25 protein-coding genes are annotated in these 26,435 nt (G+C 62.9%); 18 read left to right on the top strand and 7 right to left on the bottom strand.

What is annotated here, in order from left to right; translation table 11 throughout:
• The first annotated feature begins 26 nt into the window (after positions 1-26).
• The 5 genes from P5W98_RS25615 (at position 27) to hutC (ending at position 4,769) form a co-directional block, all read left to right on the top strand.
• On the top strand, positions 27-749 hold the full coding sequence (locus P5W98_RS25615; RefSeq protein ID WP_421027567.1) for an ABC transporter permease: 723 nt from the start codon (positions 27-29) through the stop codon (positions 747-749).
• A gap of 18 nt (positions 750-767) precedes the next feature.
• On the top strand, positions 768-1,514 hold the full coding sequence (locus P5W98_RS25610) for an ABC transporter permease (RefSeq protein ID WP_421027566.1): 747 nt from the start codon (positions 768-770) through the stop codon (positions 1,512-1,514).
• A gap of 25 nt (positions 1,515-1,539) precedes the next feature.
• On the top strand, positions 1,540-2,331 hold the full coding sequence (locus P5W98_RS25605; RefSeq protein WP_421027565.1) for an ABC transporter ATP-binding protein: 792 nt from the start codon (positions 1,540-1,542) through the stop codon (positions 2,329-2,331).
• A 20-nt stretch (positions 2,332-2,351) separates the two neighbouring features.
• Positions 2,352-3,962 (top strand): HAL/PAL/TAL family ammonia-lyase, encoded by a 1,611-nt coding sequence (locus P5W98_RS25600; RefSeq protein WP_421027564.1) that lies wholly within the window; start codon positions 2,352-2,354, stop codon positions 3,960-3,962.
• Positions 3,963-4,037: 75 nt separating this feature from the next.
• On the top strand, positions 4,038-4,769 hold the full coding sequence (hutC, locus tag P5W98_RS25595) for a histidine utilization repressor (protein WP_421027563.1): 732 nt from the start codon (positions 4,038-4,040) through the stop codon (positions 4,767-4,769).
• A gap of 8 nt (positions 4,770-4,777) precedes the next feature.
• On the opposite strand, the gene P5W98_RS25590 is transcribed toward hutC, so the two are convergent.
• Complete coding sequence (locus tag P5W98_RS25590; RefSeq protein ID WP_421042747.1) at positions 4,778-5,662, bottom strand: LysR substrate-binding domain-containing protein; 885 nt, start codon at positions 5,660-5,662, stop codon at positions 4,778-4,780.
• Between the two features lie 125 nt (positions 5,663-5,787).
• Here P5W98_RS25590 and P5W98_RS25585 point away from each other — a divergent pair, with 125 nt between their 5' ends.
• From P5W98_RS25585 to P5W98_RS25575, 3 genes are all read left to right on the top strand, one after another.
• Positions 5,788-6,576, top strand: a complete 789-nt coding sequence (locus tag P5W98_RS25585; protein ID WP_421027561.1) for a HalD/BesD family halogenase — start codon at positions 5,788-5,790, stop codon at positions 6,574-6,576.
• 90 nt (positions 6,577-6,666) lie between these two features.
• Positions 6,667-7,527, top strand: a complete 861-nt coding sequence (locus tag P5W98_RS25580) for a transporter substrate-binding domain-containing protein (RefSeq protein ID WP_421028022.1) — start codon at positions 6,667-6,669, stop codon at positions 7,525-7,527.
• 110 nt (positions 7,528-7,637) lie between these two features.
• The gene (locus P5W98_RS25575) at positions 7,638-8,786 is read left to right on the top strand and encodes a porin (protein ID WP_421027560.1); all 1,149 of its coding nucleotides are present in this window, start codon (positions 7,638-7,640) and stop codon (positions 8,784-8,786) included.
• 60 nt (positions 8,787-8,846) lie between these two features.
• Here P5W98_RS25575 and P5W98_RS25570 read toward each other — a convergent pair whose 3' ends face one another.
• The gene (locus P5W98_RS25570) at positions 8,847-9,788 is read right to left on the bottom strand and encodes an aldo/keto reductase (protein WP_421027559.1); all 942 of its coding nucleotides are present in this window, start codon (positions 9,786-9,788) and stop codon (positions 8,847-8,849) included.
• Here P5W98_RS25570 and P5W98_RS25565 point away from each other — a divergent pair.
• Positions 9,672-10,838 carry a LysR family transcriptional regulator gene (locus P5W98_RS25565; protein ID WP_421027558.1) on the top strand — a complete coding sequence of 389 codons (1,167 nt, stop codon included), beginning with the start codon at positions 9,672-9,674 and terminating at the stop codon, positions 10,836-10,838. The genes P5W98_RS25570 and P5W98_RS25565 overlap by 117 nt on opposite strands.
• A gap of 49 nt (positions 10,839-10,887) precedes the next feature.
• On the opposite strand, the gene P5W98_RS25560 is transcribed toward P5W98_RS25565, so the two are convergent.
• Positions 10,888-11,115, bottom strand: a complete 228-nt coding sequence (locus P5W98_RS25560) for a hypothetical protein (protein ID WP_421027557.1) — start codon at positions 11,113-11,115, stop codon at positions 10,888-10,890.
• 154 nt (positions 11,116-11,269) lie between these two features.
• On the opposite strand from P5W98_RS25560, the gene P5W98_RS25555 reads away from it, so the two are divergent.
• Positions 11,270-13,270, top strand: coding sequence for a gamma-glutamyltransferase family protein (locus tag P5W98_RS25555; RefSeq protein ID WP_421027556.1), 2,001 nt, complete (start codon positions 11,270-11,272; stop codon positions 13,268-13,270).
• Positions 13,271-13,331: 61 nt separating this feature from the next.
• Here the strand turns inward: P5W98_RS25555 and P5W98_RS25550 are convergent, their stop codons facing one another.
• A complete protein-coding gene (locus P5W98_RS25550; protein ID WP_421027555.1) occupies positions 13,332-14,789 on the bottom strand; it encodes an NCS1 family nucleobase:cation symporter-1 in 1,458 nt (485 codons plus the stop codon).
• Positions 14,790-14,901: 112 nt separating this feature from the next.
• A complete protein-coding gene (hydA, locus tag P5W98_RS25545) occupies positions 14,902-16,326 on the bottom strand; it encodes a dihydropyrimidinase (protein ID WP_421027554.1) in 1,425 nt (474 codons plus the stop codon).
• Positions 16,327-16,638: 312 nt separating this feature from the next.
• On the opposite strand from hydA, the gene P5W98_RS25540 reads away from it, so the two are divergent.
• The 8 genes from P5W98_RS25540 to P5W98_RS25505 all read left to right on the top strand — a co-directional run bounded on the left by P5W98_RS25540 (position 16,639) and on the right by P5W98_RS25505 (position 23,442).
• Positions 16,639-17,283 carry a GntR family transcriptional regulator gene (locus P5W98_RS25540; RefSeq protein WP_421028021.1) on the top strand — a complete coding sequence of 215 codons (645 nt, stop codon included), beginning with the start codon at positions 16,639-16,641 and terminating at the stop codon, positions 17,281-17,283.
• Positions 17,284-17,805: 522 nt separating this feature from the next.
• Positions 17,806-18,831 carry an acetamidase/formamidase family protein gene (locus P5W98_RS25535; protein WP_421027553.1) on the top strand — a complete coding sequence of 342 codons (1,026 nt, stop codon included), beginning with the start codon at positions 17,806-17,808 and terminating at the stop codon, positions 18,829-18,831.
• A gap of 74 nt (positions 18,832-18,905) precedes the next feature.
• Positions 18,906-19,133 carry a XapX domain-containing protein gene (locus P5W98_RS25530; protein ID WP_421027552.1) on the top strand — a complete coding sequence of 76 codons (228 nt, stop codon included), beginning with the start codon at positions 18,906-18,908 and terminating at the stop codon, positions 19,131-19,133.
• Between the two features lie 14 nt (positions 19,134-19,147).
• On the top strand, positions 19,148-19,339 hold the full coding sequence (locus P5W98_RS25525; protein WP_035525667.1) for a XapX domain-containing protein: 192 nt from the start codon (positions 19,148-19,150) through the stop codon (positions 19,337-19,339).
• Between the two features lie 174 nt (positions 19,340-19,513).
• On the top strand, positions 19,514-21,805 hold the full coding sequence (locus P5W98_RS25520) for an acetamidase/formamidase family protein (RefSeq protein WP_421028020.1): 2,292 nt from the start codon (positions 19,514-19,516) through the stop codon (positions 21,803-21,805).
• Between the two features lie 160 nt (positions 21,806-21,965).
• A complete protein-coding gene (locus tag P5W98_RS25515; RefSeq protein WP_421028019.1) occupies positions 21,966-22,331 on the top strand; it encodes a tlde1 domain-containing protein in 366 nt (121 codons plus the stop codon).
• The gene (locus tag P5W98_RS25510) at positions 22,328-22,690 is read left to right on the top strand and encodes a hypothetical protein (RefSeq protein WP_421027551.1); all 363 of its coding nucleotides are present in this window, start codon (positions 22,328-22,330) and stop codon (positions 22,688-22,690) included. The genes P5W98_RS25515 and P5W98_RS25510 overlap by 4 nt, the downstream gene beginning before the upstream one ends.
• A gap of 155 nt (positions 22,691-22,845) precedes the next feature.
• Positions 22,846-23,442: a glutathione S-transferase family protein gene (locus tag P5W98_RS25505; RefSeq protein ID WP_421027550.1), complete on the top strand. Its 597-nt coding sequence runs from the start codon at positions 22,846-22,848 to the stop codon at positions 23,440-23,442.
• A gap of 56 nt (positions 23,443-23,498) precedes the next feature.
• Here the strand turns inward: P5W98_RS25505 and P5W98_RS25500 are convergent, their stop codons facing one another.
• Both P5W98_RS25500 and P5W98_RS25495 read right to left on the bottom strand, forming a co-directional pair.
• Positions 23,499-25,745, bottom strand: coding sequence for a xanthine dehydrogenase family protein molybdopterin-binding subunit (locus tag P5W98_RS25500; RefSeq protein WP_421027549.1), 2,247 nt, complete (start codon positions 25,743-25,745; stop codon positions 23,499-23,501).
• Between the two features lies 1 nt (position 25,746).
• Entirely contained in the window at positions 25,747-26,268 is a 522-nt protein-coding gene (locus P5W98_RS25495) for a (2Fe-2S)-binding protein (RefSeq protein ID WP_421027548.1), read from the bottom strand.
• Between the last annotated feature and the right edge of the window lie 167 nt (positions 26,269-26,435).

Below are 26,435 nucleotides of genomic sequence, written 5' to 3'. Positions count from 1 at the left end.
TATCTGGCTTGCGTGGGATGGAGTTTATGGCTCTCTTTGAAATGCTCGGCTTCGGGACCGAAGGTTGGGGCAACGTGCTGTTGCTCGGCGCACTGATGACGGTGGTGCTGACGCTCGCGGCACTTGCGATCGGCGCGGTGTTCGGGGCGCTCGTTGCGGCTGCGAAGCTCTCGCGCTTTCGCACGGCTCGCGTGATTGGGGACTTCTATACGACCGTGTTTCGCGGCGTCCCGGAACTGCTCGTCATCTACTTGTTCTATTTCGGAGGCTCGACGCTCGTGTCTTCGATCGGCCAATGGTTCGGTGCCGACGGCTTCATCGGCGTGCCACCGTTCGTGATCGGTGCGTTCGCCGTGGGCATGATATCCGGCGCGTATCAGGCGGAGGTCTATCGCTCCGCCGTGCTGGCTGTTTCGCGTGGAGAGCTGGAGGCGGCGCGGTCCATCGGCATGCCGACGCTTGTCATGGCGCGCCGTATCCTGATTCCCCAAGTTCTGCGTTTCGCATTGCCAGGCATCGGCAATGTCTGGCAGCTCAGCCTCAAGGACTCCGCGCTCATTTCCGTCACCGGGCTCGCCGAGTTGCTGCGCGCAAGCCAGGTGGCGGCGGGATCGACGCATCAGTACTTCCTTTTCTTCGTGGTGGGCGGCGTGCTGTACCTCGCCATGACCGGTGTGTCGAACCGCGTGTTCGGCCGTGCGGAGGCGTACGTGGGCCGCTCCTTCAAGCGCAACTTCGCGCGCAACTGACGCACGGATCCCATCGTCATGCATATCGATTTCGATTTCCTTCTCGACACCCTGCGCCAGTTAATCGGTGCCGTGCCGACCACGCTGGGGTTGTTTTTCGCCTCGCTCGTCATAGGCGGTCTTCTGTCGCTCGTGATCGTCACGATGCGCGTGTCGCCGCACTGGCTGCCCAACCGCTTCGCACGCGCCTACATTCTGGTGTTCCGCGGCTCGCCGCTCCTGATCCAGATGTTTCTCGTCTATTACGGGCTCGGGCAATTCGGCGTAATCCGCGAGAGCTTCCTGTGGCCCGTGCTCCGCGAGCCATATGTCTGTGCCGTCCTCTCGCTCGCGCTCTGCACTGCCGGCTACACGGCGGAGATCATTCGCGGAGGCCTGATGGCCGTGCCGGTGGGCCAGATCGAGGCGGGCTACGCAATCGGCCTCTCGGGCTTCGCGCTGTTGCGCCGCGTGATTGGACCTATCGCTCTGCGCCAGTGCCTGCCCGCGTATTCGACCGAAGCCGTGCTGCTCGTCAAGTCGACGGCGCTCGCGAGTCTCGTCACCGTGTGGGAAGTCACCGGCGTCGCGCAGCAGATCATCCAGCAGACCTACCGCACGACGGAGGTCTTCACCTGCGCAGCACTGATTTATCTGCTCCTGAATTTCCTCGTAGTCCGAATCATCGGCTTCCTTGAGCATCGCCTGTCGCGCCACCTGCGTGCCGCGCCGACGGTCGCCAGCCGTCCCGCCACGGCCCTCGAAACCCGCCGCGCCGCCTCGTGATCGGCCATTCCATCCGGAGAAACGTATGAACGCAGCCGCACCGGTCGCCTTGTCCGTGAAAAACATCCACAAGTCTTTCGGCGACCATCATGTTCTCAAGGGTATTTCGCTCGACGCCCATGAAGGTGATGTCATTTCGATCCTCGGCGCGAGCGGGTCGGGCAAAAGCACCTTCCTGCGCTGCCTGAACCTGCTGGAGATGCCCGACGATGGTTCAGTCTCGCTCGCGGGCGAAGAGCTGAAGATGAAACGCCGCCGCGACGGCAAGCTGCAACCCGACGACCGCCGCCAGGTGGACCGCGTGCGCTCGCAGCTCGGCATGGTCTTTCAGAACTTCAATCTCTGGTCGCATATGACCGTGATCGAAAATCTGATTGAAGGTCCCATGCGCGTGCAAAAGCGCAGCCGTGCCGAAGCCGTCGAAGAGGCCGAGGCGCTGCTCGCGAAGGTGGGGCTTGCCGACAAGCGCGGCCACTATCCGGCGCACCTTTCGGGTGGCCAGCAGCAGCGCGTGGCGATCGCACGCGCGCTCGCGATGCATCCGAAGGTGATGTTGTTCGACGAACCGACTTCGGCGCTCGATCCCGAACTCGTCGGCGAAGTGCTCCGCGTGATGCGCGCGCTCGCCGACGAAGGGCGCACGATGCTTGTCGTCACGCATGAGATGGGCTTTGCGAAACATGTCTCCAATCGCGTGATGTTCCTGCATCAGGGCCAGGTGGATTCGGACGGCACGCCGCAGGAGGTCTTCGGCGAGCTGAAGTCGGAGCGCTTTCGCCAGTTCGTGTCGAGCCATCAGGATCGCAACGCGCATTGAGCTACCCACAAGGATCATCCATGTCCGTCACTCGTTCAGACCGCCCTCTGGATTGGCGCGAAATCTGCGAAGTTGCTGCAGGCGCGCCGCTCGAACTTTCGGCGCAAGCTCGGGAACGTATCGGCGCCGCGCGTGCACTGGTCGAGCAGATCATTGCCCGTGGCATCCGGGCCTATGGAGTGAACACGGGCGTCGGCGCATTGTGCGACGTCGTGGTATCGCCGATCGAGCAGCACGACCTTTCGCATAACATCTTGATGAGTCACGCGGTGGGCGTAGGTGCGCCGCTCGGCCCGCAGGAAACGCGCGCGATCATGGCTGCGGCCATCAACAACTATGCGCATGGGCACTCAGGCGTGCGTGTCGAGGTGGTCGAGCGGCTCGCGGCGCTGCTCGAGGCGGATTGCCTGCCCGAAGTGCCCGCGCTCGGCTCGGTCGGCTATCTGAGCCATATGGCGCATATTGCGCTGGTGTGCGTGGGCGCCGGTCACGTCAACTGGCGCGGCGAGCGCATGGCCGGCAGCGAGGCGCTGCGACGGCTCGGCCTCGAGCCCCTGAAGCTGGAGGCGAAGGAAGGCCTGAGCCTCGTGAACGGCACGCCCTGCGTGACCGGGCTCGCGGCGCTCGCGCTGCAGCGCGCGCACTGGCTGCTCGACTGGGCGGACGCCGTGGCGGCGATGAGCTTCGAGAACCTTGGCGGACAAATGGCGGCCTTCGACGCCGGATCGCTTGCCTTTCGGGTCTCGCCGGGGCTCGCCCTGGTCGGCGCGCGCATGCGTGCGGCATTGGCTGGCAGCGGCCTGCTGGCCGCGTCGCTCGGTCGCCGTACGCAGGACCCGCTCAGTATGCGGACCATTCCGCACGTCCACGGCGCCGCCCGCGACGTGCTGGCCGCCACCGAAGAAGTCGTGAACCGCGAACTGGCCTCCACGACGGACAATCCCATCGTGGTGGGAACGCAGCAAGAGCCACAGGTGTACTCGCAGGCGCACGCGGTAGGCGCATCGATCGCGCTCGCGATGGACAGTCTCGCCGCCGCGCTCGCCCAGGTGGCCGCCATGGCCGAGCGACGTCTGGACCGTCTCGTGAACCCGCTCGTGAGCGGACTGCCCGCGTTTCTTACCGATGCGAGCGGTACGCGCTCGGGCTTCATGATTGCGCAGTACACCGCGGCCTCACTCGTTGCGCAGAACCGGCGCGAAGCCGCCCCCGCGAGCCTCGATGGCGGTGTGACGTCGGGACTGCAGGAGGACCACCTCTGTCATGCGACACCGGCCGCGCTCAAAGCGCTCACGGTCATCGAAAACAGCAGCCGCATTCTGGGCATCGAACTGCTGGCGGCCGCGCAAGCGTACGATCTGCAGTCCGTTTCGGCCGCGCGCGCGCCGTACACGGAGCGGCTCTACGCACAGGTTCGCGGCCTCTTGCCGACGTATCGCGACGACCGCCCGCTTGCGGAGGACATGACGCTGGCGTTTCACATGATCGCCGATGGCGGCCCGCCAACGCCGCCCGACCCTTTGCCAGTGCCCGCGACGACTGAACGCTGGACGCCGGCTCCGATCGAGCCGGTGGCAGACGGAACCGCCGCGCCAGCCAACGATGCGCTTCCTGGTGCGGTCGGCACTTGAGCAGGTCTTGAGGATGACGAAGGAACGATTCACCGCGATTTAACCGAGGGGGCAACGGCAGCCATGAGCACAACAATGCGGGTAGAAGCCGAGACAAACCAGGCGGCGACGCAGCGCAAGATCGCTCCCCCGTACGAGCAGATCAAGCGATACGTCATCGAGCGCATCGCCGATGGCACGTGGCGGCCCGGTGATGCCATCCCGTCGGAGACCGAGTTCGTCAAGGAATTCGGCGTCGCGCGCATGACGGTCTCGCGCGCGTTGCGCGAATTGACCGCGCAACGCGTGGTCACGCGTGTGCAGGGCTCGGGCACCTATGTCGCGCCGCGCGATTATGAATCCACGGTGCTTGATGTTCGCAACATCGCGAACGAGATCGCTTCACGCGGGCATCGCCATGATGCGCGTGTGATCGCGCTGGAAGCCAGCAGCGCGCCAACCGCGATTGGCGAGCTCGATCTGGCCAAGGGGCCGGTCTTTCATTCCGTCATCGTGCACATGGAGGAAAGCGAGCCGATCCAGTACGAGGACCGTTACGTCAATCCGCGGGTGTTCCCACAGTATCTGGAGCAGGACTTCACACTGGAGACACCGAACAATTACATGGTGCGCCTCGCGCCGATCCAGCGCGCGGAGTTCCGCATCTATGCACGTAAGCCCGATGCGCAGATTCGCCGTCATCTGGCGATGGAGATCGGTGAGCCTTGCCTGTTGCTCTGGCGCCGTACCTGGGTGGGCGATGCGGTCGCGACCGCCGTGCAGCTCTGGCACCCGGCGTCACGATTTCACCTCGCCGGCGCGGTTTGAGACGCCTGTCACCGCGGGTTGTCGCTGAGCAGCGCCACCAGCCGCTTGATGTCGGCACGCTCCGACTTGGCGCCGGAAACGAAGGCGCAGTATGGATGCCCCAGTGGAAGCGACATCGACGACAACGCAATCAAGCGGCCCGCCTCCAGGTCCGCTCGCGCCATGACCCGCTGACCGAGCGCGATGCCCAGCCCTAACCTCGCCGACGAAATCGCCAGACTGGAAAGCCCGACCCGCCGCCCACGCGAGGGATCGGGATGCGTGCCGTTGCCAAACTTCCCGAACCAGTCGCTCCATGTGGGATGAGAGGCGTAATTCGGTCCCCAGTTGGTGTGGATAAACATGCTCTCGTGCATCAGAGCAAGGTCGAATTCGTTGTTGCCATGCTTGTACCAGAAGTCCGGCGCGCAAACCGGCAGCACCTCGTCGTGGACGAGCGGGATCGCCGCGAGCGTCGGGTAATGGTAGTCGCCATAGCTGATCCGGAGATCGATATCCTGGCGCACCACGTCGACCGGATCGTCCTCGACGCGAATATCGATCGCCATCTGCGGAAAATGATGGAGCAGCTCGGCGAGTTTGGGCGCCAGCCAGGTTTCCGCGAGTGAGGCCGGTACGCTGACGGCGAGTCGCATACGCATCTCGCCCTCCAGGATACGCACGGTCATTGCAGCGATATCATTCAGCGCACGCGCGGTCTGGGGATAAATCGCGAGCCCGGCATCGGTTAGCGTAATGCGATTGCCGGTGCGCACAAAAAGCTGCTTGCCCAAATACTCCTCGAGATTTCGCACCTGTTGACTCACGGCCGCCGCCGACACCCCGAGTTCAGTCGCCGCCATGGCGAACGCACCCATACGCGCCGCCACCTCGAATGCCTTGACCGCGTTCAAGGGAGGAAGTCTCGACATCTCGCGTCTCCAGCAAAAGTTTTTCTATTTGTAGGCTAACAATTTACGCCGTTGAAAGAAAGATTTTTTCAATATATCTTTTCCTCTCACTATCTGAAGAGGCGAATATGCGGCACATTTTGAATCTTGATCGTTACCCGCTGGATCGAATTGGAAGCCCCGAATGGCAGAATCTGGTTAACCGCTCGATTGCCGATCTGGCAGCGAACGGAATGTTCAATCTCGAAGGACTGCTTTTGCCCGGCGTGGCGGAAAAAGCCGTTGCCGAGATTCAGCCCGTGATGGATACGAAGTCCCATACCCACAAACGGTCGCACAATATCTACTTCAAGCCCGAAATTCCGGAGCTCTATGCAGGCCACCCGGCGCTTCGCGAGGTTGAAACCGTTAGCCACACCGTTTGCGCCGACCAGATTCCCGCGAGCATCGTGCTGGCGATCTACGAGTACGCACCCCTTGCTCACTTTCTCGCGGCGACCATGGGGAAGCGCTCGCTTCACGTGATGCAGGACCCGCTCGCGCGTGTGAATGTCATGTCGTACCGCGAGAGCGAGACTTTGAACTGGCATTTTGACCGTGCCGAATTTACGACCACGTTGTTGTTGCAAGAGCCGGAAGCGGGCGGGGAATTCGAATACCGCTCAGACCTGCGCTCGGACGACGATCCGAACTACGACGGTGTCGCCAGGCTTCTGGAAGGACGTGACCCGCACGTCAAAAACCTCAGGCTCAAGGCCGGGAACCTCAACGTGTTCAGAGGCAAGAACACGGCGCACCGCGTCACGAGCGTGCGCGGAATTCGCGAGAGGATGATTGCTGTCTTTTCCTACTATGAAAAATCGGGCGTCGTGTTTAGCGACGAAGAAAAGCTCGGGTTTTACGGGCGCGCGGCCTAGCGGTTATCGGCAAACGTGAGCCAACGGTCAGATCAATTCAATTTGGATAACGAAATTAAATCACGAGAAATTCTCGAACGGAGACGAATGATGCTTATCAAGCGTGGGGTGCTGGGCCGGCTTGTCGCGTTGGCCGTGTGGAGTGCGTCTGTGACATTGTCCTCGTCTGCCGACGCGAAAGAGTGGACGTCGGTCACCATCGCTACTGAAGGCGCCTACGCGCCGTGGAATATCACGTTGCCCGGCGGAAAGCTCGGTGGCTTCGAGCCGGAACTGATGCAGAATCTATGCACACGCATCAAAATCGAATGCAAGCTGGTTGCGCAGGACTGGGATTCGATGATTCCGGGTCTGCGGGTGGGCAAGTTCGATGTATTGATGGACGCCATCATGGTGACGCCGGAGCGCGAAAAAGTGATCGCGTTTTCGCGTCCCTATGCGTTGACGCCGGGAGCGTTCGTTTCAGCCGACCCAAAAATTCTCTCCGGCATTAGCGGTACTGCGGAGGTGCTCAAGCTGACCGGTGACCCGAAAGCGGACAAAACCGCCATTGACCGCCTTCGCGTGGCATTGAAGGGGCGCTCCATCGGCATTCAGATCGGCACCGCGTACACCGACTTCATCAACAGGAACTTCAAGGACGTCGCCACGATTCGCGAGTACAAGAAGTCTCCTGAGCGCGATCTCGATCTCGCTTCGGGCCGGATCGACGTCGCGTTCGATGACGTGAGTTATTTTTCGGCGGTCCTTCGGCAGCCGGAAAACAAGTCGCTTGCCTTCGTGGGTCCGAAGATCGGGGGAACAATCTGGGGTCCAGGGGAAGCACTCGCATTCCGTCAGAGTGATGCCGATCTGAAGGCGAAATTCGATGCCGCGCTTACCGCCGCGCTCGCGGACGGCACCGTGAAGAAACTGTCACAGAAGTGGTTCAGCATCAATATCACACCATGATGGCGTGAGTATGGCGATATAGGGCAGTCCAGCCAATGCGGCACTGCCCGAATACCATCTCCTGCCGAAATAAATAATTTGTAATGCCAATTATTAATATGGAGACATCGATGATAAAGAAGGTTTTCGTAGCCGGGGGGTTCGTATTCATTTCGTCGATTGCGTCCGCGCAAAGCTCCGTCGCTCTATATGGGATTATCGACGAGGGCTTCAACTTCACGACGAATACCGGAGGTAAGCACGCGTACGAAATGGAAAGTGGCTACGCGGCAGGTAGCCGGTGGGGCGTCAACGGCAAAGAAGATCTCGGCGGTGGGCTCGCGGCACTGTTTACGCTCGAGAACGGTTTCGACGTCAATTGCGGACGCGCTGGCCAGGGGGAACGGATGTTCGGCCGGCAAGCCTACGTCGGCGTGCAAAGCGACAAGCTGGGCGGCCTGACCTTCGGACGCCAATATGACTCAGTCGTGGACTATCTCGCGCCGCTCACGGCAAACGGCGGGTACTCGGGATACCTGTTCGCTCATCCGTACGACCATGACAATACGGATAATTCGTTTCGGGTCAGCAACTCGGTGAAGTACGCCAGCCCGAATATCGCGGGCTTTACATTCGGTGGCGTCTATGGTTTCAGCAATGCCGCCGGTGCGTTCGCCAATAACCGGCTCTATAGCATTGGAGCGGCCTATAGCACAGGTTCGCTGTCGCTGGCTCTCGCCTACATGGACATCGATAACGTCGGTGCCAATAGCGTTGGCGCGGTGGCGACGAACGACGCAAGTTTTGTCGCGGGGCATCAGCGAACCTATGGGGCGGGGGTCACCTATACGATGGCCCGCGCGACGCTGGGCTTTGTTTATAGCCACACGTCGCTGGACGCGCCTGTCGGCAACGGCTACCTGATGCCCGGCACCTTTCCAGCGGGTGTGACAGTTAGTTCGCTGGACTTCGATAACTTTGAGATCAATGCGAAGTACGACTTCACGCCGGCGCTTTTCGCACAGGCCATGTACACGTACACGCTTGGCAAGTACCAGGGAAGCAATGCCAGCGCGCGGCCCAAATGGCACCAGGTGGGCCTGATGCTCGACTACAACCTCTCGAAGCGCACGGATGTCTATCTTCAAGGGGTATTTCAGCAGGTTGCGGACGGCAATACGGGGACGTTCCTGGATCAGGCATTCATTACCGGTGCGGATAATTCCTCGTCGTCGAACCGGCAATTCGTCAGTCGCGTCGCCATCAGACATTCTTTCTGAGTTGTTCAACCGGGCGCTGAAATGCGTGAGCAGATCTGCCCCCGGCTCGGTACGCATGCGTCAGTTCTGCGCCATCTTCTCGAACACCTCCGGGTAGCGTCCGCCAGAGATTTGCTCGGGCGAGAAGATGGCTTCGAGCCTCGCGCATTCGTCCGCGCTCAATCGAATATCGGCTGCGCCGGCATTCTGCTCCAGATGCGCAATGCGCTTGGCTCCCGGGATCGGCACGATGTCGTCGCCTTGCCCCAGAACCCAGGCAAGCGCGAGCTGGGCCGCCGTCACGCCTTTCTCGAGCGCCATGGCCTCGACCGCCGAAACGAGCTTGCGATTCGCCTCGATATGGCCAGGCTGGAAGCGCGGCAGGCTGCGGCGAAAGTCCTGCTCGTCCAGCGTCGCGAGCGACGCTACCGTGCCCGTCAGGAAGCCGCGCCCGAGCGGGCTGAACGGCACAAAGCCGACCCCGAGCTCCCGGCAAGCAGCCAGCACGCCATTGCGCTCGACATCGCGCGTCCAGAGCGAATATTCGCTTTGAAGCGCTGTGATGGGGTGGACCGCATGCGCCCGGCGCAAGGTCTCGGCTGAAACTTCCGACAAGCCGATTGCCCGCACCTTGCCTTGCGCGACCAGGTCCGCCATCGCGCCCACGGTTTCTTCGACGGGTACGGCCGGATCGACACGATGCAAGTAATACAGATCGATCACATCCGTTTGCAGGCGCTTGAGCGACGCCTCCGCCACGGCGCGGGCATTTTCCGGGCGGCCATCGGTGCCGGTTATCTCGCCGAAATCGTCACGGTCGCGGCGATACGTAAAGCCGAATTTCGTCGCGATCACCACCTTGTCCCGATACGGCTTGAGCGCGCGCCCCAACAGGATCTCATTGCGATGCGGCCCGTACACCTCGGCGGTGTCGAAAAAGCTCACACCCAGATCGACCGCCCGGTGCAGCGTACCGGTCGACGCTGCTTCGTCCTGCACCCCATAGGCCTGACTCAGCCCCATGCAACCGAAGCCAATGGCGGAAATATCGAATTGTCCAAGTCTGCGCATCTGCATCTTTCTCTCCTTTCGCGAACGTGTCGGGATGCAGGTATCGTAGTCGCCGATCGATCATTCGATAATATGTCCGGATTCGATTGCCTCAATCTATCCGATAGAACAATGGACCGAACGCAGCTTTCACAACTCACCGTCTTTGTGACCGTTTCGCAGCTTGGAAGCTTTCGCGCGGCGGCCGATCACCTTGGCATTGCGCCCTCGGCGGTCAGTCATGCGGTCTCGACGCTCGAAGCCAGTCTGGGCGTCAGGCTGCTGGCGCGCACGACCCGCTCGACGCGGCCAACCGAGGAGGGCCAACGATTGCTCGACCGGGTTGGCGCGCCGCTTTCGGACATCGCAGCGGGATTGGCCGAGGCGGCCGAACAGCGCGAGGCCCCTTCCGGGCCGCTGCGAATCACGATGCCGATGCTGGCGGCGGAAGAACTGATCATGCCCCGCCTGCGAGACTTCAGCACGCGCTATCCGCAGATCGAACTCGACATTCGCACGTCCGACCTGTTCGAGGACATCGTCGAAAGCGGTTGCGACGCGGGATTGAGATTGGGCGAGAGTCTCCAGGCGGACATGATCGCCGTGCGAGCGAGTAGCCCGCGCCGGAGTCTGATCGTCGCGACGCCTTTCTATTTTGAAAGCCATCCGCAGCCGATGCATCCACGCGATCTCGCCGATCACCCATGCATCCGGCGACGCTTCGAAAGCGGGCGCATTTACCGCTGGGAACTGGAAAAGGATGGACGCCCGATCAGCGTCGAGGTGAAGGGCAATTTGATCTTGCCGCAGCAGAGCCTGATGCGGCAGGCGGCGCTCGACAGTTTGGGGCTCGCGTTCCTCTTCGAGGAAGCGATCGACGAGGATCTTCGTGCTGGACGTCTCATTCCGGTCATGCAGGAATGGTGTCCGCAATTCGACGGCTTCTATATTTACTACCCCTCGCGCAGGCAAATGCGGCCTGCGCTGCGGGCTTTCATCGAGTTCTTCCGGTATCGGGAATGACAGCGCGATCTAGCGAAGCCGGATATGCCATGCAATTCGCCTGGCGCTGCTAGTCATCGTCTTCGACATCGGGCTCATTCAGATCGATTTCTAGCACCCGGCAGACATCGCGCACGAACTCGTTCATCGCGGCGAAGCATTCGGGGCTATGCGGCGGAAAGTCCTCGGGGTTCTTCTTGCCCTGCGCGCGCCGGATCGCGCGAATGCTGGCCTCCAGTGCCCGTGCTTCGGCCCAGATCGGATGGTTCCCGGAAGGTTCAAGTGGTTCGCATGCCATGCCCAGATTGTCGGCAACGGCCGCGCGAACTTTAGCGCCTCCTCCCCACAACCTGAATGAATTCCGTTTGCCTTTCTGAATGTTTTAAGAAACCATTCAGCTGCTGATTCAGCCCCACATCCCGTTCCTCGAACGACAACTCCGGTCCACGACGATGAAAATCACCACGATCCGGCCTTACATTTCCGTGGTGCTCGCTGCGGCATTGATAAGCGCCTGCAGCGGCGATTCCAGCAACAACCCGCCGCCGCAATCGTCAGCTCCGCCGCTTGCCACGGGCGCCAGCGCCTGCCTCGCGGTGGACAACAACAGCTCGACCGTCGTCGTCGGCTCGAACCAGCCGGGCGATCCGTCGCTGCCCGAAGCCGCGTCGGGCTACCGGACGGGACTGAAGCCGCGCTACGCCCGGACCTACATGGTCGCAACCTCGAACGCCTACGCGAGCGCGGCCGGTTGCGCCGTGCTCAGGCGCGGCGGCACCGCCGCCGATGCGGCCGTCGCGGTGCAGGCCGTGCTCGGCCTCACGGTTCCCGAAGCGACCGGCCTCGGCTCCGGCGGCGTGCTGCTGTACTACGACGGACCCAGCAAGACGCTGCAAGCCTACGATGGCCGCGAAACGGCGCCCGCCGCCGCGACCGAAAACTATCTGCGCTATATCGACGACACGACCGATCAAACGACGCCGCTGCCGAACCCGCGCGCGAGCGGCCGCTCGATCGGCACGATCGGCGTGCCGCGCCTGATCGAAGCCTTGCAGCACGACCACGGCAAGCTGCCCTGGCGCGGCCTGTTCGGCGATGCGATAACGCTCGCCACCAACGGCTTTCCGATCGGCGGGCGTCTCGCCGCGGCCATCGCCTCGAACGCGCCGAACCTGAAGCGCGATCCCGAAGCGGCCGCGTATTTCCTGAACGCGGACGGCTCGCCGAAGACGCTCGGCACGGTGCTCAGGAACCCCGCGTACGCCGATGCCCTCACGCAGATGTCGCAATCCGGCGCGAACGCGCTCTACACTGGCGCGATTGCGCAGGACATCGTCGCGAAGATCGCCGCCACCACGGGCGCCGACGGCTCGACGCTCACGCCCGGCAAGACCACGCTCGCCGACCTCGCCGGCTATCAGGCAAAAGTGCGCAAGCCGGTTTGCACGACGTATCGCGCGACGTACTGGATCTGCGGGATGCCGCCGCCGTCCTCGGGCGGGATCGCGGTTGCGTCCGCGCTGGGCATTCTCGAGAATTTCGACCTGAAATCGCTCCCGCCCACGGCCATCGACCTCGAAGGCGGCAAGCCCACCGTCAATGGCGTGCATCTGATCACGGAAGCGGAACGGCTCGCGTATGCCGATCGCGACAAGTATGTTGCCGATACCGATTTCGTTCCGCTGCCAGGCGGCACATGGGACACCCTGCTCAACAAGCCCTACCTGAAGAGCCGTGCGAATTTGATTAGCATGTCGAAAAGTATGGGCACGGCGCAGGCGGGCAATCTCGGCGCGGCGCCGGTCGGCATTGCCGCCAACCAGATCGAGCACGGCACGAACCAGTTCACGATCGTCGACGGCGACGGCAGCGTGCTCACCGCCACGACCACGGTGGAGTCGAGCATGGGTTCGTTCCACATGACGCACGGCTTCCTGCTGAACAACCAGTTGACCGACTTCTCCGCGAGCCCGACCGACAGCGCCGGCAATCCGGTCGCGAACCGCGTGCAGCCCGGCAAGCGGCCGCGCAGCTCGATGGCGCCGACGCTCGTGTTCAAGGTTGCGGCCGACGGTTCGCGGGGCGACTTCGTGATGGCCACCGGCTCGCCCGGCGGCGGCACGATTCCGCAATATGTGGTGAAGACGTTGGTGGGTGTGCTCGACTGGGGGCTCGACGCGCAGCAGTCGGCGGGGCTGATGGACTTCGGCGCGGGCAACAGCCCGACCACGACGATCGGCGGCGAGCATCCCGATCTCGATCTCACCGACAACGGCGTGCACGATCCGCTGATCGCAGGCCTGACCGCACTCGGCCATAAGGTGTCGACGGCCTCGCAGGCTAGCGGCATCAACACGGTGATGCGTGTCACGCGAGGCCAGTCTGTCGTGCTGCAGGGCGGCACCGATCCGCGCCGCGAAGGCGTGGTGCTCGGCGATACCTTCACGCCCTGATATTCAGGATGCGGGGCTGCCGCGCGGGCGCGTGACCGCCCCGCCCGCGCGGCGTACACCGTTACTCCAGCGCGCCCACTCCGGCATTGGCGCGCGCGCCCGCTCCGCCCATCACCACGAAGTACGCCGCGCCCGCCGCCACGAATCCTATCGGCCACGCAAACGCTGCAACCGCGGAGAGCGCGGGCAGCAGCGCAACCGCAACCGCCGCGCCCGCGGTCGGCACGAACACGGCCATTGCCTTCGGATTGACACCATTGCGATAGAAGTACTCGCCGTTTTCGTCCGAGCGATACAGGTCCTGGAGCTTGACCACACCGCGCCGGATCAGGAAATAGTCGGCGGCCATGATCCCGAACAGCGGCCCGAGAAACGCACCGAGCCCGCCCAGGAAGTAGTTCACGACCACCGGGTTCGAGTACAGGTTCCAGGGCATGACCACGAGCGCCAGCACCGCGCTGATGATGCCGCCGCGACGGAACGTGATGCGCTTGGGCCACACGTTGGCGAGGTCATAGGCAGGCGACACGAAGTTGAGCACGACGTTCACGCCGATGGTCGCCACGATGAACATCAGTGCGCCCACCACCAGCACGAAGGTGTTGGGCACTCTGGCGAGGATCAATGCCGGGTCGGTGATGGCCTTGCCGAACACCACCACGGTGCCCACCGTCATGGTGATGCTGATGGCGGCGAACGCCGCGAAATTAATCGGGATTCCCCAAAAATTCCCGACGATCACGGCACGCTCCGATTTCGCGAAACGCGTGAAGTCGCAATAGTTGAGCAGCATGGTCGCGTAAGTGGAGACCAGCAGGAATGCGCCGGTGAGAATGCCCTGCACCACCCCGCTGCCCGACAAGGGCTTGACGGACAGATTCATCGGCAGATGCCAGTCGGCCATCGCGAAGAGCCACAGCGCCATCAGCAGCATCACGACCCACACGATCGGTCCTGCCCAGTCCTGGAAGCGGCGCACCGCTTCCATGCCGCGCGTGATCACGAGCAGCTGCATGACCCACAGAAACACGAAGCAGGCCCATCCGAGATACGAGAGACCGAGCAGGCTCTGGTCCTCCCAGTGCTGCAAGGCCGGATTCATGCGCAGCAACAGGACGACCACGGCGGTCGAAGCCAGATAGGTCTGAATGCCGTACCAGCAAATAGCGATGACCGCGCGAATCAGCGCCGGCACGTTGGCGCCCCAGATGCCGAAGCTGAGTCTCGCCATCACGGGAAACGGCACCCCGGTCTGCTGCCCCATGCGGCCAGCCCAGTTCATGCCGAAGAACAGAATGCCGGTGCCGATCAGAATGGACGCGAGCACCTGCCACCCCGTCATGCCGAGCACGAACAAGCCCGCCACGAACGTATAGGTGCCGATGTTGTGTATCGCCGACATCCAGACCGCGAAGAAGCTATAGGACGTCCACTTCCGCTCGGTGGCGGGCGCCAGGTCGTCGTTATACAGCCGGCCTGTCGGGTCCAGCTCGGCCAGTTTCCTGTCCTGTCTTTCCACGATGCTCTCTCCTCGCATAATTCCGCCGCTCACATTAGTTCAGTGAATTGTTTGTGAGTTTTTAGTGAAACGGCGGGCACTCCATGAATGGAATCACCACAACCACAACGCGTTAGTCGAGCGCACCTCGAGGCCCGATCGTCGGTTTCCCGCAACGCAGAAAGCGGCCTCGCCCGCGGCGCGGATGGAACTCGCCATCCCACACTACCGCCCCGCCGATCAGCGTGATGTCGGGCCAGGCACGCAGCGTCTGACCTTCGTAAGGCGTGTAGTCGACCGCATGATGCAGGTCCGCGTTGCGCAGCACGAACCCGCGCTCGCCCCAGATGACGAGGTCGGCGTCGCTGCCGATGGCGATAGTGCCTTTGCGCGGGTGCAGGCCATAGGTCTTGGCCGGATTGGTAGACGTCAGTTCCACGAAGCGGTTCAGCGTCATGCGCCCCGCCAGCACGCCCTCGGAATAGAGCAGCGGCATGCGCGTCTCCACGCCGGGAATGCCGTTCGGAATGTGGCTGAACGAGACTTCCTCGCCGCCGGGCTTTTTGCCTTCGGGCGCGTCGTAGTTGAATGGCGCGTGGTCGGAACTGAAAAGCGTAAAGAGCCCGTCGTTCAGGCCGTCCCAGATCACCTCCTGGTTGGCCTTGTCGCGCGGCGGCGGACTGCAGACGCATTTCGCGCCCTGATAGGTGTCGTCGATGCCGAGATCGGCGGCGGTCAGAAACAGGTATTGCGGGCAGGTCTCGGCATAAACCTTGAGGCCGCGCGAGCGCGCCCAGCGAATCTGCTCGACCGCTTCGCGCCCCGAGACGTGCACGATCAACACCGGCACGTCCACCAGTTCGGCGAGCGAAATGGCCCGATGCGTGGCCTCGCGCTCCACCAGCAGCGGGCGAGCATGCGCATGAAAGCGCGGCGCTTTGCGGCCCGCGGCTTCGAGACGCTTCGTCAGCCATTCGATGCAATCGGCGTTCTCCGCGTGAACCATGGCCATCGCGCCGTATTCGCGAGCGATGGCCAGCACGTCGAGGATCTGGCCATCGTCGAGCTTCAGATCCTCATAGGTCATGTAGATCTTGAACGACGTGTAGCCCTCGGCAATCAGCGCCGGCAACTCCTCTTCCAGCACCTTCGGCGTGGGGTCGCTCACGATTAAATGGAACGCGTAGTCGATGTGCGCCTTGCCTTCGGCGCGGCCGTGATAGTCGTCCACGGCGGCGCGCAGCGACTGCCCTTTCTCCTGCGCCGCGAACGGAATCACGGTGGTCGTGCCGCCGCATGCCGCTGCGCGCGTGCCGGTGTCGAAGTCGTCGGCCATGCGCAGCGGCGGCGCCATCGGCTGATCGAAATGGCAGTGCGCATCCACGCCGCCCGGCGTCACCACGCGCCCCGCCGCATCGATCTCGCGCGCGCCCGCCGGCAAGCCCATGCCCAGCTGAACGATGCGCCCGCCCGCGATGCCGATGTCAGCCTTGAAGGTGTCGCTGGCCGTCGCGACACGCGCATTGCGGATAACCAGATCTAGCGCCGAACCTGTCACCTGAAATCTCCCGACTCGAAAATTATCTTATGAATCAATGGCAACCATGACGTCTTTGCTGTCGACATAATAGTCAACAATTATGTTTACAAAACTAGTGTTTACATGAGTGTCGACAATCCGCGAGGCGGCCGGTATCCTGACTCTGGGCGATGCGCAGCGCGGCTGGCGCGCCCGCTACACCGCATACGAGAGGCCATTGCCGTGCCTGCAATCGACGAACTTGCCACGCCCCCTGCCGGGAAATCCGCTCCACGCAAACGCAAATCCGCTGCGCCGGCGCGCGCGCCGCTGGAACTCAGTCAGGACGAGATTTACGAGCGCATCTACGCGGCGATCCTCGAGCACCGGCTGCACCCCGGCACCAAACTCGCGGAAGAGCGCCTGGCCGAAATTTTCAATGCCAGTCGCGGACGCATTCGCGAAGTGCTGGCGAGGCTCGCGCATGAGCAGGTGGTCGAATTGATTCCGCAGAAGGGGGCGTATGTCGCGCGCCCTTCCATCGAGCAGGCGCTCGACGTTTTCGAAGCGCGCCGCCTGATCGAGCCCGCGATCATGCGGCGGCTTGTCGAGAACTTGACGGCCGAAAAGCTCAAGCGCCTGCGCGAGCACGAAGCACTCGAAGCCGATGCGCGCAAGCGCGAGGACAAGCGCACCGTGATCCGGCTCTCGGGCGAGTTTCATTCGCTCGCGGCGGATCTCGCGGGCAACTCGGCGCTCGCCCGCACCATGCGTGAGCTTTCCGTGCTCACGTGTCTCATGATCTCTCTCTACGACGCGCCTACAGCAACCTGCTGCCGCGCCGACGAGCACTCGCATATCGTCGATGCCATCGCGAAGCGCGACGCCGCGCGCGCCGAGCGTTTGATGCTCGAGCACCTGGACCACATTCAAGGCAGCATGAAGCTCGAGTCGGCAAGCGAGCAGGTCGATCTCGAAGAGATCTTCAGAAGCTGACGCGCGGACCGCGCGTCACCAGCGACTGCGTCGGCTGGTGTGATTGGTTGTGTCCACATCTTGTTTGCATCGACCGATATTGCGCTCATGAAGTATCAATAACGCGCACACATCACGTGCGATCGCGCGAATTCTCTCGCCCGCGCCACTTCCCCGATTACAACGGACTTAACGCGATCTGCATGCCGTCACGCACGTGGCTGGCGCGCGTGCGCGTTCCGGTTACGCATTGAAGCGGGCATTTCATACCGCATTTGCAGCGGGTTTACGCTAGTTCGCGAGAACACAAGCGATTGGGGCGCATCGCCCTATGTTGCAAGAATCCGGAATACCTAATATCAAGTCACCGCGAGACATCAAGTCGAACGGCTAAGCACCGAGCGATTCCCGCAAGTCATGGATGGCCACGATCAATGAGGTGGCTGTCCATCAGCATTGCACCTGGCCATAACCGCTTCACGCACGACCGTTCAATCATGCACGGCCGTCGGACGCGGCTACCCATAAATCAAGGAGACAACCATGCTGCATGATCTGCCCGCCCGTCCCGAGACCGTTCATTGGGGCTATTTCGACGCCTGCAAAGCACCGGCCCTGACCGTGAAAAGCGGCGACATCATTCGCGCCGAAGCGATCACCCACCATGCCGGCGATGCGCCGGACCTGATGATGGACAACGCCGTGCGCGAAATCTATTCAAAGATCCCGCACGAGGACCGCAATCCGGGCGTGCACATCATGACAGGCCCGATTTACATCGAGGACGCCAAGCCCGGCGACGTGCTCGAAGTGCGCTACCTGCAAATGATTCCGCGCTTTCGCTACGGCGCAAATGCTGCCGCGCACTGGGGCCAGCTGTACCGCGAATTCAACAAGGAACGCATCACCATCTACGAACTCGACACCGCGTCGAACACCGCGCACGCACTGTACGCCTACGACTACCCGAACAAGATGACGACGCCCGGAAAAATCGTCGACGAGCGCGAATGCTGCCGCCAGCCAGCGCTCGCAGGCGTGCGCGTTCCGGTGCGCCCGCATCTGGGCACGGCGGGCGTGGCGCCCGACAAGGCAGGCCGCGTCTCGACCGTGGAGCCGGGCTTGCACGGCGGCAACATCGACAACTGGCGTATTGGCGCGGGCGCCACCATGTATTACCCGGTTGCGGTGGACGGCGCGCTGTTCTCGATCGGCGACCCGCACATCTCGCAGGGCGACGGCGAAATCAGCGGCACCGCGATCGAGGCCTCATTGAATGTGCTTTTCCAGGTAGTCCTGAGAAAAGATTTCCACTTCCCCTCGCCGCTGCTGGAAACGCCGGACTGCTGGGTCGTCCACGGTTTCCATGAGGATCTCGACGAAGCCGGCAGGAATGCGGCGCGCGACATGATCCATCTGCTGACCGAGCAGCAAGGCCTCTCGCGCGACGACGCCTACTCGCTCATGAGCGTCTCCGCGGATTTCGGCGTCACGCAGGTGGTCGACGGCACCCAGGGCATTCATTGCACGATGCCGCGTGCCATCTTCCCACCGAAAACCAAGGGCTAAACGCCAGATCAGGCCAAAACAAGGCCTAAATCGGACACCCGGATAACGCAAGCGAACAAGCGTGAGGAACTCACATGCACTATGTCTACGTGGGGCGCAATGAACTGGTTGCGCTCATAGTCGGTCTCGTCACCGGCACGCTGTATTCGTGGCTCGATCTGCCCATTCCCGCACCCAACGTCACGGGGGGCATTTGCGCCATTCTCTTCACCTATCTCGGCTACCTGGTCGTGAACGCATGGCGCAAGAGTGTCAGTTTCGGTCGTCCACCAGCAAGCGGATCGATCGCGGCCGATTCATGATAAAGGGGAATGACATGGTTGAAATCATGCTAGGTCAAACGGAAATTCAGGCCGCAGCCGTTGGCCTGGTAACAGGGGTTGTTTACACTGCGGTACGGGCTCCGATACCTGCGCCCAATGTGCTCGGCGGCATCTTCGCGATCGTCGGCACATTCGCGGGCTTCGTCCTGGTGGCGGCCATGCGAGGGCAGCTGCATTTCGGCTAGCCGCCACAACGGCTCGACGCATGTGCTGGATTGAAGTCAGGCGGGCCCAGCCGGTGGGTCCGCCATCACCACTGCTGCATGCACGCGCCAGGGAGGCAGGCCTTGCGTCAATCGCACTTTTCCACTGAAGCCTGGCCGCAACCCGGCCGTGCCGCTGCCTGGCGCGCCGAGCTCATGGTCGCGCGGCTCTCCTGCCAGAACCTGTGCGCAGATCACTCGCTGCATGGCACGGTGCAGTCCAGAACCACCAGTGCCGGCATCGAGCTCGCGTGCATCGCTTCAGTGCCGCAATCGGTTGCCGTGGCCGCGGGCAAGGACCGTGGCCTCGTGTTGCTGATGCTGCTCGAAGGCGAGGCCGGGCTCGCCACCACGGGCACGAGCGACAGCCTGCGTGAGAACGAAATTGTCTGCGTGCCCGCGGGCGCGCACGCCGAGTTGTCGCTCGCCACCGCGTTTCGCCTGCTCACCGTTCACATCGGCCCCGCGCTGCTCGCCGCGCGCGTAGCCGCGCCGCTGCCCACCGAAGCGATCAAGCTCACGGGCGATGCAGGACTGCTCTTCGCGAGAATGCTGTGCGCGGCCGCCGACACCTTCGAAACCGTCGTGGCCGCCGACCCCAAGGCCTTGCAGCCCATCGACAGCACGATCACCGAGTTTCTCGCCACGGCCCTGATCGCGAGCCAGCCGCCCGACCTCGCGGGGCTCACGCAGTCGCGCACCGCCATCTTCTCGCGCATCTGCGAACGCGTGGACGCGCGGCTGGCCGAGCCCGGCTTGAGCGTGGCCTCCATCGCCTCGGACGAGCACGTGTCCACGCGCTACCTGCAAAAGCTGTTCGAAAAGTCGGGCACGAATTTTTCGGTCTATCTGCGCACGCGGCGGCTCGAACGTTGCCGTACCGATCTCGCGAATCCGCTCTACAGCAAGCTCACGGTTTCGGATATCTGTTATCGATGGGGCTTTAACGATCCCTCGTACTTCAGCCACGCGTTCCGGCAGCAGTTCGGCATCTCGCCCAGTTCCTACCGCGACCAGATGATGCCCGCGCCGGCCAAGGTCGTTGCGCAACGCATCTCGCGCGGCCGGCCCGAACACGTGCGGATCCAGCCCATCGCGCGCGACCAGCTTCCGGCCAACGACGGCACCGCGCCGGCGAGCACGCCGGGCCACCCCGGCCGTGTTTCGCGCTGGGGCCATGCCACCGATAGCTTCGGACGCCGCCATCACCGGCTCAACGCCACCGACAAGACCGTCCATTGGGGCTATTTGAGCCGCGACTTGCCTGCGGTGCTCGAAGTCGAGTCGGGCGACAAGGTGACGATCGAAACGCTCACACAGCACGCATCGGATGACTGGGAGCGCATGATCGAAGGCGATGCCGGCGCGCAAAGCGTGTTCCATTGGACCGCGCAGAAGAAGAACGTCGACCGGCGCGGCGCGGGCCCGCTCGATGCATCGATCTATGGGCGCGGCGCGGGCGAAGGATTCGGCGTCCATATCTGCACGGGGCCCGTGGCCGTGCGCGACGCCATGCCGGGCGACGTGCTCGAAGTGAGGATTCTGGACATCCGCCCGCGCATGAGCGCGAACCCCTGCTTTCACGGCAAGGCCTTCGGCAGCAACGCCGCAACGTGGTGGGGGTTTCATTACCGCGACCTGCTCACGGAGCCGCGCGAGCGCGAAGTCGTGACCATCTTCGAAATCGACTGCGAACGCTCCGACGGCAAGGCGCGCGCGCTCTACAACTTCCGCTGGACGCCGCAACGCGACCCGTCTGGCGTGCTGCATCCGACGATCGACTATCCCGGCGTGCCGGTCGACCATTCCACCATCGAGAAAAACCACGACGTCCTGAGCGATATCGAAATACCGGTTCGCCCGCACTTTGGCGTGATTGCAGTGGCGCCGGCCCAGAATGGGTTGATCGACTCCATTCCGCCTTCGAGCTTCGCGGGCAACCTGGACAACTGGCGCGTGACGCGCGGGGCCAGCGTGTTTCTGCGCGTGGCCGTGCCTGGCGCGTTGTTCTCGATTGGCGACCCGCATGCGTCCCAGGGCGACTCCGAGCTATGCGGCACCGCCATCGAATGCTCGCTGACCGGCGATTTCCAGTTGGTGCTGCACAAGAACGGCGAGATCGACCCGAACGCTCCCTTCGCCGACTTGACCTACCCGCTCGTTGAAACCGCGAACGAGTGGATTCTGCATGGCTTCAGTTCTCCGAATCATCTGACCGAGTTCGGGCAAAAGGCGCAAAGTCACATCTACATGAAGTCGACGCTCGACGAAGCCATGCGCGACGCGTTTCGCAAGGCCCGCCGGTTTCTCATGTCCGTCAAGAAGCTCAGCGAGGACGAGGCCGTCACGCTCATTTCGGTTGCCGTCGACTTTGGCATCACGCAGGTGGTCAATGGCAACTGGGGCGTGCATGCGATTATCAGGAAGTCTCTGTTCACGGGCAGGTGATTCGGTGTGTTTGCCTGAATCGCATTGCGAAAAACTGAGTATGCGCATTGAGTTTCGCCCTCCCCGTGGCTCATGTGACGGTGCAAACTGGCAGACTGAGCATCTTTTGAGATACGCTGCGGCGTATTATTTCCGCTCCTGAACCAATTTGGAACTGCTGATGCCGTGGACATACAATCAGCGAACGGGTGAATTGAGTCGCAATGGCACGCTTTATGGGCGAGGCTATTCGGGTCATGGTATCGGCCGCGATAACCCGACGATGGAACGAATAGCCAATACCGGCCCGATTCCCGCAGGAACATACTCGATTAGCGCGCCGTTCATCCACCCGCACTCCGGGAGCTACACGATGCGGCTAACGCCAAACAACGGGACGAACACGCACGGTCGGTCCGGCTTGATGATCCACGGCGACAGCGTTGCGCGCCCAGGCACGGCATCGGAGGGCTGTGTCGTTTTGAATCGTGCTCTGCGCAACCAGATTTGGTCCAGTGGAGATCATACGCTGGAGGTCACGCGATGAAACGCATAATTTTTGCGTTTGTTCTCACCGTGCCCGCGCTGTGCGTGGCGAAGTCGCCGCCTTGCGCTCATTGGCCGACTAAAATGGCCGAAACTGTGCTCATTGATGCAGGCCTGCTCACTCCCGAAAAGCTGGACGACTCGAAGACAACAGCAGTCCGACTCGCATCGGAAAAGACAGGCAAGAATCTGTATCAGCAGGTCTATGACATCACGTTTCATGAGACGGGCGGCCGCACGATTGAGGTCATCACGTCAAGCAAGGCGTCCTCCGAAGAATGTTCGATGGGGAGCGTGGACGTCTTTGTCACTTCCCACAAGTTCAACAGCGACGCTCCAATCAAGAAAGAAGCTCGTTGATTGGCCATTTCGCGCGCACCATGCCCTCAGAGGCATGGACTCGCGCGCTCTATCTTGCAATCGACATTTTCATACTTCGGTGCGTTTGCCTGAATCGCCGCAAAATCCCGCCTTCCGGTACTATTTCGACTCCCGTCCTGCTCCGGAGACAAGCCGTGATTACGCTTTTCCATGCTCCGCATTCGCGCTCGTCGCGCATGATTTTCCTGCTCGAAGAACTTGGCGCACCGTATCAAATCAAGTCCGTCGATATTCGCCGGGGCAACGGCACAGGCGCCGTTGACCCGGCCAATCCGCATCCGCACGGCAAGGTGCCGGTTATCGAAGACAATGGCGCGGTGGTGTTCGAAAGCTCCGCTATTGCCTGCTATCTCACGGACAAATTCCCGGATGCGGGCATCGGCCCGGTGGTGGGCTCGCCGTTGCGCGGCGCGTATCTCACCTGGCTGGCCTATTACGCGGGCGTAATGGAACCCGCGTGGGTCGGCAAGTTCATGGGCATCACGCCGCCGCGCGGCACGGCGGGCTGGGTCGATCCCGACGAAGTCATGGTGCACGTCAACCGCACGCTGCAAAATGGCCCGTATTTGCTGGGCGAATCCTTTTCCGCCGCCGATATTCTGGTCGCCACCACCTTCGCGCTGTTCATGGGCAGCCCGCTGCTCGAACGCACGACATTGCTGGAGGATTACGTCCAGCGCGTCACCAGCCGCCCCGCCTTCGCGCGTGCGCAGACCCGCGAGAATGGCTGAGAACGGCTGGCATGCGTGCTCAAGGCAAGGGTTCTCCTTGCCTTGAGTGCATTCCCCTACGCGTGCATCTGCAAATCGAATGGCGTCTCGCGCAGGCGCTTGCCCGTCAAGCTGAACACCGCGTTGGCAATGGCCGGCGCAACCGACGGGCCCGCCAGTTCGCCCACGCCGCCAGGCTTGCTCACGTCGCCCTGCACGATATGAATGTCGATGTCAGGCATGTCGCTCATCCTCATTACGCGGTAGGTGTCGAAGTTGCTCTGCTGCACGCGGCCGTTGCGAATGTCGATGCGATCGCTCGTGGCATGACCGAGCCCCCACATCAGGCCGCCATAAATCTGCTCCTCCACACCGCCCGGTGACACCGCAATGCCGCAGTCGGTCACGCAGGTGAGCTTCTCGACCACCATGCCATCGCCCTTGCGCGCCACGCGTGCGATCACGGCGATGTAACTGCTATAGGCCTCGTTGGTCGAGATGCCGAGCGCCGTGCCGGCCGGCAGGGGCTGCCCCCAGCCCGCGCGCTTCGCGGCTTCGCGCAGCACCGCAACGTGCCGCGGCCGCTGGCGCATATGCGCGATGCGAAACTCCAGCGGGTCGCGGCGCGCGGCATGCGCGGCTTCGTCCATGATGGATTCCACGGCGAACACGTTCGGGATATAGCTCACCGCGCGATACCAGCCCGTGGGCACGCCCGTCTCATGGCGCACCCAGCCGATGTCGCGATGCGGCGCGCTATAGGCGAACTCCCACTTGTTGATGGCTTCGGTCGTGCTGTAGTCCATGCGGTCCGCGCGGTCGAGGTATCCCGGCTCCCACTGCTCGGGCGAGGCCGGCGAAACCGCGCGCAGTTCCAGCGACGCAAGCTGCCCCTTCGAATCGACCACGGCCCGCGCACGGTGATGCGTGGCCGCGTGGTAATACAGCGCGCGCATTTCGTCCTCGCGGCTGTTCATCAGCTTGACCGGCTTGCCGGTCTTGATCGCGAGCCACGTCACTTCCAGCAGCCAGTACTTCGATTCGCGAGCGCCGAAGCTGCCGCCCGAAACCAGTTCGTGCAGCGTCACCCGATCCTCAGGAATGCTACCGATAACCTCGGCAGCCTCCCGCGCCGAAGACGGCACCTGCAATCCGCCCCAATATTCGATGCCGCCGTTTCTGGCCCAGGCAGTCACATTGACCGGTTCGAGCGGATTCGCGGCCTTGTACGGCATCGAGTACGACGCTTCGATCATTTTCCCGCCCGCCGCTTTGGCCGCGTGGGCCGCTTTGGCGTCGCCGTTCTGGACGGTCGGCACCACGCGCGCAGCGGGATCATTCAGCCATGCGGCCTGGCGCGCCGCCAGCGTGCTGCTGTCGAACGACTCGAAGGGGCTGTCGTCCCATTCGATTTGCAATGCCGCCTGGCCGCGATGCGCGGCCCAGTAATCGTCCGCTAGCACGGCCACGCCGGCCTGATTGCCGCCGAGAATATCGGGCCGCGCGGGAATCCGCAGCACGTCGCGCACGCCCGGAATGGCGAGCGCGGCCTTCGCGTCGACGCTGCGCACGCGGCCATCGATCATGGGCGCGCGCGTGACCACGGCCACGAGCATGCCTGGCAGCGACACATCGATGCTGTACCCGAAGCTGCCGGTGGTCTTCTGCGCGGCATCGCGCTTCTTGCGCAGCTTGCCCACATACTTGAACTCGCCGGGCGCCTTGAGCGCGACGTCTTTTGGCGCGTGCAGCTTCGCCGCGCGGGCGGCGAGCGAACCGTAGGTCGCGCGGCGGCCGCTCGCGGCTTCCACCACGTTGCCGTTGTCGGTCGTGCATGCCGATGCCGGCACACTCCACTGCTGCGCCGCAGCTTCGATCAGCATCGCGCGCGCCGTCGCGCCCGCGCGGCGCAAACGCTCGTATTCGAGCGAGACGCTGGTGCTGCCGCCCGTCGAAAACACTTTCCAGAGCGGATGAATGTACTGCGCAAAGAACGGATCCTCGGGCGTGATCACCTCCACGCGGAACGGATCGACGTCGAGTTCCTCGGCCACCACCGCCGCGAGCGCGGTACGCGTGCCGGTGCCGGAATCGTGCTTGTGGACGACGAGCTTGATCGTGTCGTCGGGCAGCACGCGCACCCATGCGTTGGGCTCGAATTCGCCGCGCTGCGGGTGCGGGTCGCCGCTGATGGTCGGCTCTGCTGCCGCAGCGGCGTGCGCCTCGGGCAGCACGAAACCCACCGCGAGGCCCGCGGCCAGCAGCGCGGAGCCCTGCTTCAGGAAGCGTCGGCGCGCCGCGCCGCGTTGATCGTCGTGGCGCATTTCACGCCTCCTTGCCGGCGTGTTCCGGCGTGGGCGTGGCGGTGGAGGTCACCACCGCGTTCAGCGTGGGGTCGCCCGAAGCGGCCCGCTTGATCGCGCGATGAATGCGTCCATACGTGCCGCAGCGGCACACGTTGCCCGACATCGTCGACACGATGGTGGCGTCGTCGGGCTTGCCATCCTGCGCGAGCAGCGCCGCTGCCTGCATCAACTGGCCCGACTGGCAATAGCCGCATTGCGGCACGTCTTCGGCAATCCACGCGAGTTGCAGCGGATGGCGTCCGTCGTGAGGCAAGCCTTCGATGGTCGTGATGCGCCGCCCGTCCGCCGCCACCGCCGGCAGCATGCACGAGCGCACCGCAGCGCCTTCCAGATGCACCGTGCACGCACCGCATTGACCCTTGCCACAGCCGAACTTCGTGCCGGTGAGCTTGAGGCGGTCGCGCAGCACCCAGAGCAAGGGCATGTCGTCCGGCACATCGTCGATCGTATGCCGGGTATAGTTCACCACTATCGAAATCACGCGCTGTCTCCCACGTTTTCCATGTTATTCCCGAAGTTTTTTCCGCCAGGTTTTTCCCGCTGGATTTTTCCCGTATCGTTGCGGCTTCGGGACGCTTTCAAATCGCTTCGCGTTTTCCAGCGCGTGCCCGCAGACACGGCTGCATTATTGAAAGCCGCCGCGCCAGA

This window comes from Paraburkholderia sp. A1BS-2L, assembly GCF_051125205.1.
GTDB lineage: Bacteria > Pseudomonadota > Gammaproteobacteria > Burkholderiales > Burkholderiaceae > Paraburkholderia.
Note: the sequence above shows the minus strand (reverse complement) of the source record. Positions and strands in the feature narration are given on the sequence as shown.